General features: G+C 39.0%; 19 protein-coding genes and 4 tRNA genes. 16 read left to right on the forward strand and 7 right to left on the reverse strand.

What is annotated here, in order from left to right:
- Positions 1-110: 110 nt before the first annotated feature.
- Positions 111-2,258, reverse strand: a complete 2,148-nt coding sequence (locus tag LEP1GSC199_RS07930; RefSeq protein WP_002980370.1) for a sodium-translocating pyrophosphatase — start codon at positions 2,256-2,258, stop codon at positions 111-113.
- A 70-nt stretch (positions 2,259-2,328) separates the two neighbouring features.
- On the opposite strand from LEP1GSC199_RS07930, the gene LEP1GSC199_RS07935 reads away from it, so the two are divergent.
- Positions 2,329-3,498: a tetratricopeptide repeat protein gene (locus tag LEP1GSC199_RS07935; RefSeq protein ID WP_039926377.1), complete on the forward strand. Its 1,170-nt coding sequence runs from the start codon at positions 2,329-2,331 to the stop codon at positions 3,496-3,498.
- Here the strand turns inward: LEP1GSC199_RS07935 and acs are convergent.
- Together acs and folE are read right to left on the reverse strand one after the other, a co-directional pair.
- Positions 3,495-5,459, reverse strand: a complete 1,965-nt coding sequence (gene acs / locus LEP1GSC199_RS07940) for an acetate--CoA ligase (protein ID WP_002980505.1) — start codon at positions 5,457-5,459, stop codon at positions 3,495-3,497. The genes LEP1GSC199_RS07935 and acs overlap by 4 nt on opposite strands.
- A gap of 83 nt (positions 5,460-5,542) precedes the next feature.
- Positions 5,543-6,127: a GTP cyclohydrolase I FolE gene (folE, locus tag LEP1GSC199_RS07945; protein ID WP_415857903.1), complete on the reverse strand. Its 585-nt coding sequence runs from the start codon at positions 6,125-6,127 to the stop codon at positions 5,543-5,545.
- 119 nt (positions 6,128-6,246) lie between these two features.
- Between folE and LEP1GSC199_RS07950 the strand changes: the two genes are divergently transcribed.
- Positions 6,247-7,344, forward strand: a complete 1,098-nt coding sequence (locus LEP1GSC199_RS07950) for a glycosyltransferase family 4 protein (protein ID WP_039926380.1) — start codon at positions 6,247-6,249, stop codon at positions 7,342-7,344.
- Positions 7,345-7,374: 30 nt separating this feature from the next.
- Here the strand turns inward: LEP1GSC199_RS07950 and LEP1GSC199_RS07955 are convergent, their stop codons facing one another.
- Entirely contained in the window at positions 7,375-7,746 is a 372-nt protein-coding gene (locus tag LEP1GSC199_RS07955; RefSeq protein WP_002980265.1) for a DoxX family protein, read from the reverse strand.
- 130 nt (positions 7,747-7,876) lie between these two features.
- Between LEP1GSC199_RS07955 and LEP1GSC199_RS07960 the strand changes: the two genes are divergently transcribed.
- The 6 genes from LEP1GSC199_RS07960 (at position 7,877) to LEP1GSC199_RS07985 (ending at position 11,114) form a co-directional block, all read left to right on the forward strand.
- The gene (locus tag LEP1GSC199_RS07960) at positions 7,877-8,284 is read left to right on the forward strand and encodes a winged helix-turn-helix transcriptional regulator (protein WP_002980414.1); all 408 of its coding nucleotides are present in this window, start codon (positions 7,877-7,879) and stop codon (positions 8,282-8,284) included.
- Positions 8,285-8,354: 70 nt separating this feature from the next.
- Positions 8,355-8,546, forward strand: a complete 192-nt coding sequence (locus LEP1GSC199_RS07965) for a hypothetical protein (RefSeq protein ID WP_002980451.1) — start codon at positions 8,355-8,357, stop codon at positions 8,544-8,546.
- Positions 8,524-8,997 (forward strand): WbuC family cupin fold metalloprotein, encoded by a 474-nt coding sequence (locus tag LEP1GSC199_RS07970; protein WP_002980432.1) that lies wholly within the window; start codon positions 8,524-8,526, stop codon positions 8,995-8,997. Before LEP1GSC199_RS07965 ends, LEP1GSC199_RS07970 begins: the two co-directional genes overlap by 23 nt.
- On the forward strand, positions 8,994-10,007 hold the full coding sequence (locus tag LEP1GSC199_RS07975) for a CE1 family esterase (RefSeq protein ID WP_002980263.1): 1,014 nt from the start codon (positions 8,994-8,996) through the stop codon (positions 10,005-10,007). The genes LEP1GSC199_RS07970 and LEP1GSC199_RS07975 overlap by 4 nt, the downstream gene beginning before the upstream one ends.
- Positions 9,988-10,866, forward strand: coding sequence for an alpha/beta fold hydrolase (locus LEP1GSC199_RS07980; RefSeq protein WP_002980479.1), 879 nt, complete (start codon positions 9,988-9,990; stop codon positions 10,864-10,866). Before LEP1GSC199_RS07975 ends, LEP1GSC199_RS07980 begins: the two co-directional genes overlap by 20 nt.
- A 47-nt stretch (positions 10,867-10,913) precedes the next feature.
- Entirely contained in the window at positions 10,914-11,114 is a 201-nt protein-coding gene (locus LEP1GSC199_RS07985; RefSeq protein ID WP_002980352.1) for a YgaP family membrane protein, read from the forward strand.
- 56 nt (positions 11,115-11,170) lie between these two features.
- Here LEP1GSC199_RS07985 and LEP1GSC199_RS07990 read toward each other — a convergent pair whose 3' ends face one another.
- Positions 11,171-12,286: a class I SAM-dependent RNA methyltransferase gene (locus LEP1GSC199_RS07990; RefSeq protein ID WP_002980287.1), complete on the reverse strand. Its 1,116-nt coding sequence runs from the start codon at positions 12,284-12,286 to the stop codon at positions 11,171-11,173.
- A 70-nt stretch (positions 12,287-12,356) separates the two neighbouring features.
- Here LEP1GSC199_RS07990 and LEP1GSC199_RS07995 point away from each other — a divergent pair.
- The 8 genes from LEP1GSC199_RS07995 to recR all read left to right on the forward strand — a co-directional run bounded on the left by LEP1GSC199_RS07995 (position 12,357) and on the right by recR (position 16,143).
- Positions 12,357-12,440 (forward strand) — tRNA-Ser (locus tag LEP1GSC199_RS07995).
- A 7-nt stretch (positions 12,441-12,447) separates the two neighbouring features.
- Positions 12,448-12,534, forward strand: a tRNA-Ser gene (locus LEP1GSC199_RS08000).
- Positions 12,535-12,926: 392 nt separating this feature from the next.
- Positions 12,927-13,000, forward strand: a tRNA-Arg gene (locus tag LEP1GSC199_RS08005).
- Between the two features lies 1 nt (position 13,001).
- Positions 13,002-13,442 (forward strand): nucleoside deaminase, encoded by a 441-nt coding sequence (locus tag LEP1GSC199_RS08010; RefSeq protein ID WP_002980334.1) that lies wholly within the window; start codon positions 13,002-13,004, stop codon positions 13,440-13,442.
- Positions 13,443-13,487: 45 nt separating this feature from the next.
- Positions 13,488-13,574: transfer RNA gene (locus tag LEP1GSC199_RS08015), tRNA-Ser, on the forward strand.
- Between the two features lie 144 nt (positions 13,575-13,718).
- A complete protein-coding gene (gene dnaX, locus LEP1GSC199_RS08020; RefSeq protein WP_039926382.1) occupies positions 13,719-15,170 on the forward strand; it encodes a DNA polymerase III subunit gamma/tau in 1,452 nt (483 codons plus the stop codon).
- A gap of 21 nt (positions 15,171-15,191) precedes the next feature.
- Positions 15,192-15,557: a YbaB/EbfC family nucleoid-associated protein gene (locus LEP1GSC199_RS08025; RefSeq protein ID WP_198288767.1), complete on the forward strand. Its 366-nt coding sequence runs from the start codon at positions 15,192-15,194 to the stop codon at positions 15,555-15,557.
- Positions 15,535-16,143 (forward strand): recombination mediator RecR, encoded by a 609-nt coding sequence (gene recR, locus LEP1GSC199_RS08030; protein WP_039926385.1) that lies wholly within the window; start codon positions 15,535-15,537, stop codon positions 16,141-16,143. The genes LEP1GSC199_RS08025 and recR overlap by 23 nt, the downstream gene beginning before the upstream one ends.
- Before the next feature lie 36 nt (positions 16,144-16,179).
- Here the strand turns inward: recR and LEP1GSC199_RS08035 are convergent, their stop codons facing one another.
- Together LEP1GSC199_RS08035 and LEP1GSC199_RS08040 are read right to left on the reverse strand one after the other, a co-directional pair.
- Positions 16,180-17,730 carry a hypothetical protein gene (locus LEP1GSC199_RS08035; protein ID WP_002980297.1) on the reverse strand — a complete coding sequence of 517 codons (1,551 nt, stop codon included), beginning with the start codon at positions 17,728-17,730 and terminating at the stop codon, positions 16,180-16,182.
- A 5-nt stretch (positions 17,731-17,735) separates the two neighbouring features.
- A complete protein-coding gene (locus LEP1GSC199_RS08040; RefSeq protein ID WP_002980509.1) occupies positions 17,736-18,593 on the reverse strand; it encodes a substrate-binding periplasmic protein in 858 nt (285 codons plus the stop codon).
- Positions 18,594-18,597 lie beyond the last annotated feature (4 nt).

Below are 18,597 nucleotides of genomic sequence, written 5' to 3' on the forward strand. Positions count from 1 at the left end.
TTTCCGCCGGCTCTTCTTGTTTCTATTTAAGGATTTTTATCTGTAATCTTTCTTAAGGAAACTTCTAGATTGAAGTCTTCTCAATCTTAAATATAATTTGCTTCAAAAATCTATCTAAAGAAATTTAAAACGATTCCGCCTTTTGTGACAAAAAACTCAGCAAACACGAGTGAGGTGATCGCCATCAGTTTAATCAAAATGTTAATCGCAGGTCCAGAGGTGTCTTTGAATGGATCACCCACAGTATCACCCACAACTGCTGCTTTGTGTTTTTCGGATCCTTTTCCACCCGCTGTTTTTTCGATGTATTTTTTTGCGTTGTCCCAAGCTCCACCAGAGTTGGCAGATGAGATCGCAAGTACAACACCAGAAACGAGAGCACCTGCAAGGAGTCCCGCAAGAGACTTCACACCAAACAAATAACCCACAACGATGGGACTTAAAAGAACGAGAAGGCCCGGAGGGATCATTTCACGTAGAGCTGCCGATGTAGAAATATCTACACATTTTGCATACTCTGGTTTTGCCGTTCCTTCCATAAGACCAGGGATTTCTTTGAATTGGCGACGAACTTCTTTTACCATATCGAGAGCCGCTTTTCCTACAGACTTCATAGTCATTGCAGAAAAGATAAACGGAAGCATGGCTCCAAAAAGAAGACCACCAAAAACAAGTGGATCTAAAAGTTCGATAGAAGTTAGGTCAACAGCACCTTCACCCATTTCTTTAGAAGCATTTTGTGTTCTTGTGATAAATGCTGCAAAAAGTGCAAGCGAGGTTAATGCCGCAGATCCAATCGCAAATCCTTTTCCTACGGCCGCAGTTGTGTTACCCGCTGCATCAAGAGTGTCTGTTCTATCACGAACATCTTTTCCAAGTTCCGCCATCTCTGCAATTCCACCTGCGTTATCAGATACGGGACCGTATGCATCAATTGTAAGTCCGATGGCAATGGTGGAAATCATTCCAATGGCAGCGATCGCGATTCCATACATACCCGCAAGGATATTGGAAACTACAATCACAATCACAAGTAAAATGACAGGAACCACAGTCGATTTGTAACCAAGTGCAAGTCCGTAGATAATGTTCGTAGCAGCACCTGTTTCACAAGCATCGGCTACTTCACGCACTGGTTTGTAAGAATGAGAAGTGTAAATCTCAGTAATCCAACCAATAAACATACCAGCAAACAAACCTAATGCGACTGATGTATAAACATTCCACTTAGTGATGGTTTTGTCTCCAATTTGGAAACTATCAATCATAAAGATGTCAGTTACAAAGTAAAGTGCAGCAGCTACGATAAATGTGGAGATCCAAAGTTGGAATTTTAATACTCTCTCAACATTTCCATTTTCTTTCACACGTGCAAAGAAAGTAGTGATAAGAGAAGCAGGGATTCCAATTGCAGAAATCAATAGTGGATAAAGCAGAGCAGAGTTGTTGTCAGCAAGTGCCGATGCTGTCGCACCAATCACAAGAGCCGCGCAAGTAGCCTCAGCCGCAGAACCAAAAAGGTCAGCACCCATACCAGCAATATCACCCACGTTGTCTCCAACGTTATCAGCAATGGTAGCTGGGTTACGAGGATCATCCTCTGGAATTCCTTTTTCTACCTTACCGACGAGGTCAGCACCAACGTCTGCAGCTTTGGTATAAATTCCACCACCCACACGACCAAAAAGTGCCACAGAAGATCCACCGAGACCAAAGCCAGCAAGTGATTCCATAAGGATGTGTTTAGCAACACCAACGTTTGTCCCTGTGAATAGAAGGAAAAGGCCGATCATACCAAGAACAGCCAAACCAATGAGTCCGAAACCCATAACAGCTCCAGAATCATAAGCCACTCGGAATGCTTTAGAAAGGGAAGTTTTTGCCGCTTGAGCCGTACGAACGTTACCGGCTGTGGCAATTTTCATTCCAATAAAACCAGAAAGGCAAGAAATGAGGGCTCCCGAGACAAACGCAACGGCAGTGTAAATCCCTTCGTTGAACTCAGTCTTCGGATTGTCCAAAAGTAAATAGATGAGAACAGTCATGAAACTGATAAATAGCAAAATGACTCGGTATTCTCTAAGAAGGAAGGCCATTGCCCCTTCTGCGATCGCCGCGGAGATTTCTTTTAACTTTGCGGTTTCTTTTGCGTCGCTACCGTCTCCGCCGACTTGGATGCGAACCACCCTAGCTGCGTAGAAAATCGCCGTGGCAATGGAAACAAGCGCCATGACGATGATGATTAACTCTACATTCATGAGATCCTCTTTGAGATTGTTTATTTGAATTTCTAAGATTATTTAGAAGATGACCGATGAGAATCCATAGATGATACTTCGGTCTAGGAGAATATGGCAATTTGGTGTTCTGGTAACAAGTCTATTTCTGGTTTCCAGGCCAAATTTAGCAGAAACAGAGGTTCTGAACCCCGTTAAGGCTTTGTACGGCTATGAAGATTTACTACGAATGGCCGAGGATAAAATTATCCAAGAAACTCCGGCGAAGGCCTTTGATTTTCTCATTAAAGCCAAAGAAATAAATCCAGATCCTGATTATCGCTACTACAACTTAGCGGCAAGAGCTCATATAAAACTCGGACAAAACTTCGATGGGATCCATGATTATGAAGAGTCACTCAAAAAGAAAAAAGACCAACTCGATTTGATTTTGTATGTTGCTGATTTTTATGAAAAAGAACGGAAACAAAAAGAAGCTTTGTTTTATACTAAATTCTATTTAGAACAAAAACCAAACGCAAAATACAGATTGTATACAGCAGCCATCCTCGCCCGACAACTAGGACTCGAATCAGAATACGAATCCTATTTCCAAAAACTAGAATCAGACAAAACCTTTGTTTCCGAAAAAGAGGCCTTACAAACAAGCCTTCAAAAGAATATCAAAAACAAAAAGTGGAAAGAAGCCGATGATTTGAGTTTACGTTACCTTGTTTATTTTCCCAGAGAAGAAGGTATGTATGAAACTTTGATTTTGGCAAGAAGAGGAAGCCAATCCAAACTTTTAGAACAAGCCTACCAATGGACAACCACCGTGTTTTTGAACGAAACAAGATATTTCACTCGGTATGGAGTGTATCTCCAAGAAAAACAAAGATACCTCGAAGCCCTGTCTTTGTTTCGACGCGGATTTTATAATTTACTAAAATTTCATCCAAACACGGATGCAGGGGAGATTTTATTTCTCATCCGTCAAAGTTATGCGAATCTCGGAAAAGATAGAGATACTCTCGCGATTGATTCACTCGTAAAAGACTTTCAGAACCAAAATAAACTCACAGCAGTTGAATTAGAAAACCACCAAAATACCTACCGCAAAAATAGAGAGTATTTACTCTTTTGTATCCACTGGTTTTCTAACCGAGATCTGACAAAGGCAAACCTATACCGCCAAAGGTTAAAAGACCGCGATATAGAATTTGAAGAATCAGAATTTCTGCGAGTGATAGGCCCCTTTGCCGCACTCTCGCAGGATCTTTAACTATGGTATTTCTTTTTATCATCAATTAACGTTTGTACGACGGATGGATCGGCAAGTGTACTGATGTCTCCGAGTGTATCAAATTCGTTATTGGCAATTTTTCGCAAAATACGTCGCATAATTTTCCCAGACCGAGTTTTGGGAAGTCCCGGTGCCCAGTGGATCACTTCTGGCCTCGCAATTTTACCAATCACCTTTTCTACCATAGCGATGAGTTCTTTTTTTAAGGCATCATTGGTGGTCACACCATGTTTCACTGTGACATAGGCATAAATCCCTTGGCCTTTTATATCATGTGGAAATCCAACAACAGCTGCTTCCGCAACGGATTTATGTTCTACCAGTGCACTTTCCACTTCGGCCGATCCGATTCGGTGGCCCGAAACATTTAATACATCGTCCACTCTTCCTGTTATGCGAAAATAACCATCTTTGTCTTTATTCGCGCCGTCCCCGGTAAAATAGTAACCTTTAAATTGAGAAAAGTAGGTATCAAAGAATCGTTTGGAGTCGCCATACACACCTCGCATCATGGAAGGCCAAGGTTTGGCGATACAAAGGTTTCCAGAGATCTCTCCCTTCCCTTTGATTTCCACACCTTCATTATCCACAAGAACTGGTTGAATTCCGTAAAAAGGCCAACTAGCCGAACCAGGTTTTTGGGGAATCGCACCCGGAACTCCTGAGATCATAATGGATCCAGTTTCCGTTTGCCACCAAGTATCTACAATCGGGCATTTGGATTTTCCGATATTGGTGTGATACCATTCCCAAGCCTCTGGATTGATAGGTTCCCCCACAGAACCTAGAAGTCGTAAAGATGCTAACGACCTTTTTTTAATATGTTCAATTCCTTCTCGCATGAGAGCACGAATGGCTGTTGGTGCGGTATAAAATACAGTGACTTTGTATTTATCAATCACATCCCAAAACCGACCGGCATCGGGGTAACTGGGAACTCCTTCAAACATAAGAGAAGTGGCTCCATTGGACAAAGGTCCATAAAGGATATAACTATGCCCAGTAATCCAACCGATGTCTGCCGTACACCAGTAGGTATCCGTTTCCTTGTAATCAAAAATGGTTGCAAAAGTTAGATTGGCACCGAGCAAATATCCTGCGGTTGTATGCAGAACCCCTTTCGGTTTCCCTGTAGAACCAGAAGTATAAAGAATAAAAAGTGGGTCTTCCGAATCCACCGGCACCGGAGGGCATTCTTTTCTGACATCCGCTTCTTTCATTAAGTAGTGGTACCAGTGGTCACGACCTTCTTTCCAATTTAAGTTTCCTTCATCTCCCGTTCGCTTAACAACAATTACATCTTTTACTTTAAACTTGGTGTCTTCTAAAGCGGCATCGACATTCTTTTTTAATTCGATGGGTTTTCCACCTCGGTATCCACCATCTGCAGTAATCACAATTGCCGGTTTACAATCCTCGATACGACCAAGGAGGGCTTCCGGAGAAAATCCACCAAACACAACGGAATGAACGGCACCGATGCGAGTACATGCCAGTGTCGCGATTGCAAGTTCAGGAATCATAGGAAGATAAATGAGAACACGGTCCCCTTTTTTCACATGGAACTTTTTTAATACATTCGCAAAATGATTCACCTCGCGGTGGAGGTCGTGATAGGTCAGAACTTTAGATTCATCAGGGTTGTCTCCTTCCCAAATGAGTGCCGCTTTGTTCTTACGTGGGGAATCTAGGTGCCTGTCTAAACAATTGTAAGAAACATTGAGTTTTCCACCCACAAACCATTCCACTTTTGCTTTTGCAAAATCATGTTTGAGAACTTTGGTCCATTTTTTAAACCATGTTAGCCGTTTTGCTTGTTCAGCCCAAAATTTTTCTGGTTTTTCAATGGATTCTTTATATTTGGTTTTGTATTCTTTTAAACTAACGTTCGCAAACTTAGCGAAGTCTTTGGACGGTGCCACGATTCTTTCTTTCGGCATAGATTCCCTCTAGAGAAAGAAAACTGAACTTTTTTTTGAAAAAGTCCAGCATGAATCTTAAAAATAGAATTTAAAAATTGAACCTAGTGCGAACCGGTTCGGATCAAATCCAAAAATTCACTTCGGGTAGTAGGATCTGTTTTGAATAGACCGAGGAGACTAGAAGTAAAAAGTTCTGAGTTTTGTTTTTCTACCCCGCGCATCATCATACACAAGTGTTTTGCCTTGATGACAACGCCAACGCCAAGTGGTTCTAATGTTTCTTGAATTGCCTGTGCAATTTGGTCAGTTAGTCGTTCTTGCACTTGCAATCGGCGCGCAAAAACATCCACAATTCTTGGAATTTTACTAATCCCAATGATCTTTTTATTGGGAATGTAGGCTACATGAGCCCTTCCATAAAAGGGAAGTAAGTGGTGTTCACAAAGAGAATACATTTCGATATCTCTTACAAGAACCATACCAGTGGTATTTTCTTCGAAGATAGCTCCATTTACAATTTGATTCAAATCGGCTTTATACCCACTCGTCAAAAAGTCATAAGCCTTTTTCACTCGACTGGGAGTTTTCATCAGACCCTCTCTTGTGGGATCTTCACCAATTTGTTTTAGGATTTCTTCGATTAAGTTTTCCATCCGATTCCTTTTTACAGATATGTTCCTTATAATTCTACCTTTCAAATTATGAATGCAGAATATTCACTATCAATTTGACTAGACTTGACTGATAAGGAAAAGACACATTTCCTTTTTTTTAAATTAATTCTAAAGGACATAATCTAGATACAATGCGGCTTAAAATCGGTTACGATGCACGGATGATCGAAAATTCGGGGATTGGTATCCGTATCCAACATATTTTGAAATTTTGGCCCATCCCAAACGAGTCCGCTGATTTATTTATTTTTGGCGATCCTGTAATTTTAAAAAAATACGATCTCCCAAAACAGGCATCAATCATTGAATACAAAGACAATATCTATTCACCAAAAGAATTTTTAGGCCATCCAAAAATGGCAGAAATGGACATATTGGACATCCCTCATTTCAATATTCCTTTTCCTTACATTCGCAAGTGCATTGTTACTATCCATGATCTCATTCCTTACCACTTCAAAGTTGCACACAGTTCGATCATCAAACGTGTGTATATGCAAATTGTGTTTCGATGGATCAAATGGTTTGCACTGAAGATTATTACAGTTTCCGAATTCACCAAACAAGATTTAGTTCAATCGTTTGGCTATCCAGAAAATAGAATTTCTGTGGTGTATAACGGAATCGATAGAAAGATTTTTTTGAAAAAACCATTAAAGAAGTTAAACGATTTTTTAAAAAAAAAATCTCTTCCAAAATCTTATCTTTTCACAGTTGGAATTGGCAAAACTCACAAAAACTTTCCTTTTTTATTAGAAACCATAGAAGAATTATGGAAAGAAAAAAAATTGAATCTTCCGCTTGTGATTGGTGGGATCAGTAAAGAGATTCCGACAGAACTAAGATTCTTCAAAGGCAAATACCCAAATTTAATTTTTTTTCTTCCACACCTACCCTATGATGAACTACCGCTTGCTTACCAAGGTGCAAAACTTTTCATTTACCCTTCACTCTATGAAGGATTTGGATTTCCCGTATTGGAATCACAAAGTGTAAGTACTGTTGTGCTTTCTTCAAACGCAAGTGTTCTTCCTGAAATTTTAGAAACGTCTGCGGAATATTTTGATCCGCACGTTAAGGAAAGTTTGAAATCCAAAATTCTTTTTTTACTTTCAAACGATAAATTGCAAAATGAATACCAAAAGAAAGGCCTGACCAACGCAAACCGTTTCCTTTGGAAAAGTGCAATTCAATCATTAGCTGATGTTTACAAACAACTTTCTATTTAGATCCGAAAGAATCTAGATTCGCCCGAACTCTTATACTGATGATTGTCGTGTATTATGATAAAAAACGTAAGACACAATTAATATTCCGAATACCACTAGGGGAGCAATTACCATCGATACTGGATCTCCACTTTGCGAATGAGCAATGGCCGCCGAAATAAAAGTAATTCCAAAACCAGCATAGGCCCATTCCTTGAATTGTTGGGGAATTTGTGGAATGAGAATGACGAACGATCCGACCAATTTCGCAGCACCTAATTCTACTCTGAAATAATCAGGGAAACCTAAATGTTTAAATCCGACTGCAATTTCTGGATTCACAAAATAACTGAATGCGCTGAAAAGCATCAAAAGAGAGATCATCGCTGTTGATACCCAATAGATGATTCGAAATAGATTCATGAGAAACTCCTATAAAACTTTCTATGTAGCTATATATTATATAGTAACTATTGTTTAGATATTTATTGGGCTGATTTAGCAAACAGAAAATTTGGAAAAATGAGATTTTTCGTTCGGTTGACGTGACCTTATGGATCCAAGATCTTCGAATGAAACTACAATGAAGGGAAAAGATCCAAAATTCAAACCCGACCATAGTGAATGTGCTAATTTAATTTTACCACTTCGTGAGGCCCTAGAAATCTTAAGCGGAAAATGGAAGCTGCCGATTATTATGTCTCTATCGTTCGGAAATAAGCGATTTAAAAAAATTGCTGAGGAAATCCCTGGAATTACGGATAGAATGCTATCGAAAGAACTGAAAGATTTAGAAAAAATTCAGTTAATCGATCGAACGGTCATCGATTCCTTCCCGCCAGGCGTTGAATACTCGATCACAAAACATGGAAAATCTTTGGAAAAGGTTATTAATGAACTAACTCAATGGGCAGTTTCTCATTACCAAAAAACTCACACAGGCTCCGATTCTAGACCATAAAAATCCTCACTTACCGGTTCAAAAATACTTGTCAGCTTTTCGCACATCTACGAGACTGATTCTCAGAACCATGATCAAGTGTCACTGTGCAGAAGTTTTCTTTGAATCCATCTTAAATGTTGTCAAAGAATCCAATCGCCCTATACTAGAAGTTGCCCGCGAGATGGGAGCAGCTGATACTTGTACGGCCTGTGTTCCGGATATGTTAGCCTTCATCGAGCAGGAATTGGAAGGTCAACTTGCAGGAAATACAAATTATTGATTCCGACTTAATCGAATCACTCGTCAAAAAAGCTAAAAACACCGAAAGAAAACGTACCAATCATAACTTCCACGAACCAACGGAAGTCTACCAAAGATTCCTCAACGTCCTTTCTAAAAACACATACATTCCACCTCACAGACATTTGTTGGATCCAAAACCGGAAACCTTCGTGGTGCTCGAAGGCGAAATTGGATTTTTAATCTTCCATGATAATGGAGATATCAAAGAAACTCATAAACTTTCCGCTAGTGGTCCCAAACGAGGAATTGATCTACAACCAGGCGTTTGGCATAGTTTAGTTTGTCTTTCAGAGAATGCTGTTTGTTTTGAAGGGAAGTCGGGTCCTTACGATCCAACTATTGACAAAGAGTTTCACGTTAACTACCCGCTGGAAGGTGATCCTAAAGTTAAAGAAACCATTGTTTGGTATGAATCTTTGTTTGTATGAATTGGATTTTTTTGGTAAATAAATTATACCTACCACTGCTTATGGTTTCCTTATCTTTTTTTTGTAAATCGCTGCCTTCCATTGTTCCTGTAAAAGAACATAAGTTAGAATCCATTTCTTCTGATGGAATTTTGCGATCCTTTCGCTACTACATTCCCAAACAAATCAAAGAAGACAGATTACCCGTAGTTTTTATTTTGCATGGTGGTGGCGGCACTGGGGAAGGAATGATTTACCTCACACGAATGTCCGAAAAGGCTGAAGAATATGGTTTTATCGCCGTTTATCCTGATGGTTATGCCAATCGTTGGAACGACGGTAGAAAAATTCCACATTCCTTAACTGATAAACGAAACACAAAAGATGTGGAATTTTTTCGGGATATGGTTCGGCATTTAGATACACAAATACCCGTTGATTATAACAGAATCCATGCTGTTGGTATCTCCAATGGCGGATTCATGACGCAACGATTGTTATGCGAAGCTACTGATTTATTTACTTCCGGTTATTCAATTGCCGCAGTCACTTCCAGAGGTTTGAAAGAAATCTGTAATCCCTCTCCACAAAAATCAATTGGTTTCATTATGGGAACTTCTGATGATGTAGTCCCCTATCAAGGGGGCACGGTTTCCATTCCTTCTGATCCCAACAATCATTCGCAACGCATTGCTGCAGGAGATGTTCTTTCCTATTTAGAATCATTAGAGTTTTGGACTTCCAGTTTTTCCTGCAAAGAAGAAACAAAATCTAAAAGAAGGCATTTAAATAAGTTTTGGAAACGCGATATTCAATATACCAAAATCACGGATTGCCATTCGGACCAACTGGTAGAAGGGTATTTAATTCCCGGCGGTGGTCATATTTGGCCCAATGGATTTTATTACCAAAACGAAAAACAATATGGGTACTTAAGTAAGGACTTGGATACGAGAGAAATTGTGTTACAATTCTTCAGGTCGACCTACAAAAAAGAAAAGTTGGTAAACAATGCATCATTCGGAAATTAGAAATTCATCCACCGTATTTACCACTTTAGAAACAGGATCAGGAGACCCTGTTCTTTTCCTACATGGATTTCCGGATAACCATAAAACCTTTGCTCCTATTATGGAACAAATTGGGAAAAGTGGATTCCATTGCATTGCACCTGTTATGCGAGGGTATGAACCTTCCACAATTTCCCATGCACATAAACTACATGTAGTCGATCTTGTGGATGATATTTTGGGCTGGATGGAAGACCGCAGATGGGATTCAGTGCATTTAGTAGGACACAATTGGGGTGCAGTGATTGCCTTTGCAGCTGGAATGTATTATCCCAATCGGATCAAATCCATCACAAGCTTAGGAGTTCCACTACTAAGAACTTATCAAGATTCATTCTTGTGGGCACCCCAACAAACAATCCACTCTTGGTATGTTATTTTGTTCCAAATTCCATTTTTAGCGGAGTTAACGATTCGTTCCAACGGATTTGCTTTGGTGGATTTTTTATGGAAGGACTGGTCACCAGGGTACACTCCAAACCAAGACCATTTAGCAGAAATTAAAGCGAACTTTCAAAATCCGGGAATTCTATCTTCGGCCCTCGCTTATTATCGAAATTTAAACGATTTATTCACAGAATCTGGAAGAGAAAGTATATTAGGAATTTTAGATTCACAAATTACTGTTCCTACACAAATTCTATATGGATTGAATGATGGTTGTTTCCATAAAAATCTGTTTGAACATCTTTTGGATGAAACGGACTTTCCTCGGGGATTTCGTAAAATTGGTTTTGATCATGCTGGTCATTTTCTTCAATGGGAAAAAAGAGAAGAAGTGACAAAGCTGATTTTAGAATGGTTACGAAAAAATAAATAATAATCCATTCATTTTCTTTCGTCAAACATTCTTTAAGGAGATTGAATATGTTTCAAAATATGGGTCTTTATGACAGAATCATTCGAGTCGTCGTTGGTTTAGTATTAGGTGGATTGTATTTGGGTGGAGTTGTAGAAGGAACAACAGCATTGGTTCTCTTTGTTATCGGACTTGTTATGATTGCAACATCTGCAATTGGATTTTGCCCGGCTTACCTTCCTTTTAAGTTTACTACAAAAGAAAAATAAGTCACACAAAGGTAGATAATAACCAACTCACAGATTTGAATTTGTGAGTTGTGCCTTTATTTCTTCAAACTCACCAATACTTCATAGTGTTGTGTTCTTGGGAAAAAATCAAATAAACCCATATAATTCAGTCTATATCCTATTGCCTCTAATCTTGTGATATCACGTTTCAGTGTACTCGGATTGCAGCTGGAATAAACTATTTGTTTTGGTGAAAACATAGATGCTGATTCGACAATGCCTTCAGAAAGTCCTGCCCTTGGTGGATTCACAATCCAAATTGGGAATGTGGAAACATGCTTCGGAAGATGTTTTTGATATAAATCGCTAACTTCATACTCAAACTGCAAAGCATTGTTCGTCTTCGCATTGTCTTTTGCATAACGAATGCTTTTTTCGTGCGATTCAATTCCATACAAGGACTCAATTTTTTCCCGTATTGAAATTCCAATTGTTCCACAGCCGCAAAAAAGTTCCAAAATATTAGCAGAATCCGGTAATAGCGATTTAATTTTTTCAAGCCAAGGTTCTATTAGAAATTGGTTGATTTGAAAGAATCCCCGTTCTGGAACTCTTAACTTGGTATTAAAAATGCTGATTTCTGTTTGGTCCCTTTCATAATTCACAACCGATTTTGAGGACAAACGAAGCTGTATGGACTTGTTTTTGGATACTGATTTTTGGAGTCCAGCGGGAACCATATCCCATAACAAACGTTTATCGACGGTTTTACAGACGGAATAAGAATCCTTTACAATCCGGTGGGTATTTTTTGAGAAGTATCCAATTTCTCTACCATTCGATTGCCATTGAACGTTATTTCGGTACTCGTTTTCTGGCCCTCTGACAATTTGAATCTTTCCTTTCCATTTCGGAAACATTCCTTCCAGAAGTGTGGTTTTGATTTCTACCTCATCATTGTAAGAAATATGGCGGTAACTGCATCCGCCGCATTCCATAAACACAGAACAATCGGAAGGAGTCCTTTTTTCCGAGGCTTCAATGACTTCGGAAACAGATCCAAACCATTCTTTGTTTCCTGTTTTATAGAGACTTATGTCTACCAATTCGCCAGGCAATCCACCTTCAACGAAGACGGCATGTCCCTCATGATGTGCCAAACAAAACCCACCATTCACCCACTTTTCCAATTTTATGCGCAACTTTTCCATTCTCTAGAACCATTCATTGAATATTCATTTGACACTGCACTCGCATTTAACATAACGGATAGGTACTCTTGGAGAAGTGGCTGAGTGGTCTAAAGCAGCGGTCTTGAAAACCGTCGTGGTAATCCCACCGTGGGTTCGAATCCTACCTTCTCCGAGTCGCTGGAGACGTGCCTGAGTGGCCGAAAGGAGCGGTTTGCTAAACCGTCGTACGAGCAATCGTACCCAGGGTTCGAATCCCTGCGTCTCCGATATAATCACGATGAATACCACCCAAATCAAAGACAAATTACAGAAGATAAAGGCCTATTTAGTCACCGACGAAGCGGCTAAAATATTTGCTGTATTGCCATTGTATTTTTCTTGGGTTCCGGTATATTCTTGGAAACGAAACATTCCTGAATTTGTAACTGTTTGTTTGTATTCGGCAGTTAATACTTGTTTGTTCTTACTTGGCTTGTTATTTGCCCAAGTTGTCTCAGTTCTTCCCTTCGTTGGCCTCTATTTCGCTGCCACCATCCATCTCCTATCTATACTACTTTATCTAGGAATCGCTGGATTTTTGATTTACTCCATCCGCTTGAAAAAAACCATAGAGATACCCGTTCTTTTGGACTGGGTAAAAATGCTTCAAGCATTCATTGCGCCCATAGCTCAACTGGATAGAGTATCTGACTACGGATCAGAAGGTTAGAGGTTCAAATCCTCTTGGGCGCACGTGGAAGCATTCGACTCGTTTTTAGAGCGATACTTCAAAGCAGTTTCTAACCATCCAAACGAAATTCCCTCCTATTCTGAAATCGTTACCAAAGAAGGAACCCTTCTTTCTAGTTCTTTTAATTCCGTAGAACAGACATTAAATCCTACAAAACATAGCGAAATCCTAGCAATTGAAGATGCACTTTCCAAAACAGAGGGACGTTATCTCACTGATGCCATTTTAATTACCGCATTAGAGCCATGTCTCTTGTGTGCAGGTGCCATCTTACGAGTGAAAATTCCAGAAGTTGTTTATTTTGTTCCAGCAAAACCAGGCGAGGGGATTTCTTCTTATACTACGGAATCCATTTATCTATTAAATCACTTCCCCAAGTGCACTCTCATCCCACGATCCCACATAAAATTTGAATTTCTTAGTTTTTTCAAAGAGAAAAGGTAGAATTCTTTTGACCGTTTCTTTTTATGGAAGCCAGTAGAAACCATTGGAGAGATGTCAGAGTGGTCTATTGTGCATGCTTGGAAAGCATGTGTGCCAAAAGCACCCCGGGTTCGAATCCCGGTCTCTCCGCCAGGTTCTATCCTTCTTTTACTTTCCCTAAGCCACTAAAGAATGTTTCGGCATTTTTAGTTGCAACCTCTCGGAACGCTTACAAATATACATTATCAAAGCGGTAGAATCAAATTTCCAATGAATGGGATTTTGATACGGACTTAAATGAGCGAAAACCACCAAGTACTCTTTAGAAAATACAGACCACAATTTTTTCGCGACGTGATTTATCAGGATCTCGCCGTGGGATCCTTACAAAATGCGTTTAAGTCTAAAAAAATTGGTCACGCTTATATCTTCATTGGACCACGTGGGGTTGGTAAAACAACCATTGCGAGAATCCTCGCCAAACGTTTGAATTGTGAGAGGCCAGATGGGGTAGAACCTTGTAATGAGTGTACTTCTTGTTTAGAAATCACGAAAGGTAATTCGAATGATGTATTCGAAATTGATGCGGCCTCCAATAGCGGTGTTGATAATATCCGTGAATTACGAGAAAATGTAAAATTCAACGCAATGGGTGGAAAGTACCGAGTTTATATTTTGGACGAGGTACACATGTTAAGTGGGGCTGCCTTCAATGCACTGCTCAAAACATTGGAGGAACCTCCGGCCCATGTTGTTTTTATTTTAGCAACCACTGAGTATCATAAAATTCCTGAAACCATTCTCTCTCGTTGCCAAGATTTTCACTTTCGAAAAGTACCTGTCACTGCATTACAGAACTACATTGAAACTCTTTGTGAAAAAGAAGGTCTCAAATACGATTCCGAAGGTTTGTTTTGGATCGCAAAGAAGGGAGATGGCTCTGTTCGAGATACACTTTCCTTTATGGAACAAGCTGTAATTTTTACAGATGGAAATCTAACTGGCGCCAAACTTAGAAAAATGATTGGTTATCACGGAATTGATACCTTTACCGATTTTTTAAACCAATTATTAGATTCTTCTCAAAGTGCACAAATCTTTGAAACTCTTGAAAATCTTTTTCAAGCTGGAATTGACCTCAGTAAATTTGTTTGGGACTTTGTTGAATTTTTAAATTCCCTTCTCCTTATTAAAGACAATCTAGCAGATAGGGAATCCATCAACATCCCACAAGAAGATTTACAAAAACTAAAACAAAACTATCGTGATTTAGATCGTGAAATTTTAGTTTTACTCGCAGAAAGAATTTTTTCGATCCATGAAAAGTTAAATCTAATGAAACTACGAAGTTCTTACGAGATGAAAGTTTATTTAGAAATTCAATTTCGTAAATTGATATTGGATCGTGAAAAACCAAGTGTATCGGGATTGTTGGCAAAAATCTCAGAACTCACCAAACTTGTCCAAGGTGATATTTCCCATATTCCCGAAAATTTGGAACCTACAAAGAAACAACCTTCGCCGGTAGTGGAATCCAGTCCACAAAAGACAGAGCCTACACCACCAGTTCTCGATAAACCAAAACAGAATATCGAACTCGAGGCCAAACCGAATCCTCAAAAACAAGAACAGGCTCCTCCGACCAAACCAGCGACGGCAAGTCCAGCTGCTTCTGAAGATATGGAGAAACTTTTGAAAGAAAAATTCTCCGGTATGGAAGTAGACCCCAACCAATTTAAGAATTTATAAGTCCAAAAGGTACGTATGGGAATTTTTGATCAAATGAAACAAATGCGAGAAGCATTTTCGCAACTCGGCAATATCAAAGAGAAACAAGAAGAGCTCACAAAACGGCTCGCACAAATTCGAGTCTCAGCTTCGGCTGGTGCCGGTATGGTCGAAGTGACCGCATCTGCTGATGGCACCCTTACAAATCTTAATATCAATCCGATTATGTTCAATGCTGATGACAAAAAAATGTTAGAAGATTTGATTCTTTCTGCAACAAACGAAGTGCAAAGAAAGGCCAAAGAAACCATGGCACATGAAATGAAAAATGTCCTCGGTTTTAACCCAAGCGACTTTGAAGGTGTTTTCAACCAACTCCAAAAGGATGGAGGATTTCCACCTGTCTGATCCACAATTCCAAAAACTGATCCAATCCTTTTCCAGTCTTCCTGGCATTGGTAAAAAAAGTGCAACGAGAATTGGATTTCATGTTCTACGTATGGATCCTTCTACTTTCCGCGCATGGCTCTCCAATATCGAGGAAGCCAAAGCCAAACTTCGGTTTTGTGATGAATGTGGTGGTCTTACAGAAGATCCTGTTTGTTCCATTTGCCTCTCTGATAGAAGAGATAATGGAATTCTCTGTGTTGTAGAACAGCCAGAAGATATTTTCTTTATAGAAAACACAAAAGAATATGCTGGCAAATACCATGTACTGAATGGTGCTATCTCTCCACTAGATGGAATTGGCCCTGACCAGTTACGAATTCGTCAATTGATAGAACGACTAGAAGACACGGGTGTGAAGGAAGTTCTTATCGCAACCAATCCAACACTGGAAGGGGATGCAACTGCGTCTTACCTTTCTACAGTAATCAAACCGATGGAAATTAAAATCACAAGAATTGCCCATGGTATTACGATTGGAGGAACCTTAGAGTATTCCGATCAATACACTCTAGGCAAAGCTATCAAATCAAGACTTACTCTATAAGTTTTTATTCAGCGGCTAAAAAAAAATAAAAGTTCTCTAAAATCTATGTTCAAATACAATAAAACCTTCTCTTAGAACCCGGCCATATTTGGAATCTAACAAAACAAATAACGCATCGCCCGCTACAAAGTAACCAGACCGAAAAATGATTTGAAAATCCGAGGTAACATTATAACGAATGTTGAAATTATACTCCATACCCATATAGGTGGAAGTTCTATATCCATTTCGTTCACTAAATTCTCTATTGATGCGAATCTCCGGTGATTTTGTTGCCCATAATTGGTAATAACCGAAGGTAAATTGATAAGGACCAAAGGCAATAATATTGGAATACAAACCATATTCATTCAAACCAGAAAAACTGGAACCGTTGAATAATACATAACCTCCTGTAAAATCTGTAGCTATGTTAGATATCGAAAACCCAGGAGCCAAAGTACGATATCCATTACTTTTTAAATTTGCCTCGTTTCCTTTCTCATCGTAACCGGGTCTTCCTGTGGTCCCAAGAGCAATTAAATTGAAGTTAAGCGATTCGCTCCAGCGGTAAGTAAATTGAAAGTCATACATACCACCTTTGATAAAATGCCTCTGCGTAGTATTATAAATTGTTAGATCGTTAGTATCATTGACTGGTCTTAATTTTCTCACAGTACCTGTATTTAAAATTCCATGAACAATAAATGAAAATTTCTGAAAATTAAACTCATTATGCATCCCATACCATGCGAGTCTTGCTGTTTCATTATCGGACTTGTCATTATCATCCAAAAAATAGGCGTATACTTCATTACGAATATTTCGAAAGTATTCAAACTTCAATCGATTGTAATAAATATTGGAACTTTGATAATTTTTATCAGCAAATCCATTTTTATCAACATCCATAAAACTTTGGTCGCGTGCTCGTAGAATTCCACCTTCCAAAGAAAGTCGCAAAAATTGGAAATTCTTTAAAATACTAACACCTGTTCCGGTAGAAAATAAAACACGACCTTGGGCAGAACTAAAAAGCTGCTGTCCCACTTTAATAAAAAGCCCCGATTCAGGAATTCTAAAGTTTAAATATAAAAAGTTTGTCTGTACATTTACTGCAGCAGTTCGTCCTCGTTCTCCCCCAGATCCTGGACCGACCAAACCAGGATCAAAACCATCGGGGCCAGTAGCACGTAATCCTTTTCCACCAAAGGGAATATCACCAACTTGCATTCCCCAAACTCCTTCCACATATTTATTGGCGGAAAAACTCATATTGTATAAAAATCGAGAATCGTAATAACTTACGTCTTCCTTCCTACGAGTGATTTGGCTCGGCAGTCCTTGTTGCCTTCTTTCTAAATCAGATTGTATGGTTTGTTGTTCCGTTTGTTGACGTTCCGCATTTTCTTTTTCTAAATTATTAATTGGAGTAACGGGTGTTTTTCTTTCTAATAATACATCCCGACCAACGTTTGTAGCACGAACACGAAACGAACCATTGAAGTTCATAAAGGTTCTTTGTGATTCTTCTTCTTGTGAAAATAAAAATCCTGAAGGAATTAAAACAAAGAGCAAAGAGATAGAAAGAAAATTTCGTAATGACATCGACTTTATTCTTTTTTAACCCACTGATTGGACTTAAAATATTTATTAATCAAAACTTGGATTTTGCCTGTACGTTTCAGCTCTTTAATGAAGAAATTCAAGTTATAAAGAAATTCAACATCTCGTTTGGCAGTTGCCATACTGATGTGGTCTTCCTGCACAACCCCCAAAATCGGTAAATAGTTCGCTCGTAAGGAGGAATCTTTTTGTAAGAGAGCTTGAATATAAAATGAATCAGCAACGAAAGCATTTACGTTATTCTTTTTTAATTCATTTAATGCAGCTTCATTTGTAAAGTAGGAGAAAATTTGTGCCTTAGGAAAAGCTTCTCTTAAGAAAAGGTGATTAGAACTATTAGCAAGAACCGAATATGAAATTCCAGTAATGTTTGTTAGGTCATTTAGGTTACGAAACAACTGCACAGTTACAATCTGTCCTTCAGGTTCTGGGGGAAGGGCTGTTCGATTTACCAAGGCTGCTGGTGTAGAAATCAGATAAGGGTCTGTGAAATAAACATCTCTGAATCGATTGATGGAAGAAGAAATCCCAGCCATAGCAATTTGCGTATCACCTTTTTCTAACATTCTTGCATGTTGATCAAAAGTACGAAGGGGAATAATTTTTAAATCTACATCTAGAAATTTTGCATATTCTTGAGCTAACTCAACATCCAAACCAGGAAAATTAGGATTTGGATTCTCTATATAAAAGGGATCATAAAATTCATTTACTGAAACTGTGAGAGTTTTTGTTTTTCTAATTTTCTCTAAAACCTGGCTTGATTCTCCAGAAAGGGAAAGTGGGAGAAAAAATATAAAAAAGGAAACCAACGCAAAATTATGGATCCTGAAAAGAGGCAACATCCCC

This window comes from Leptospira vanthielii serovar Holland str. Waz Holland = ATCC 700522, from assembly GCF_000332455.1.
In the GTDB taxonomy this organism is placed as follows: Bacteria; Spirochaetota; Leptospiria; order Leptospirales; family Leptospiraceae; genus Leptospira_A; species Leptospira_A vanthielii.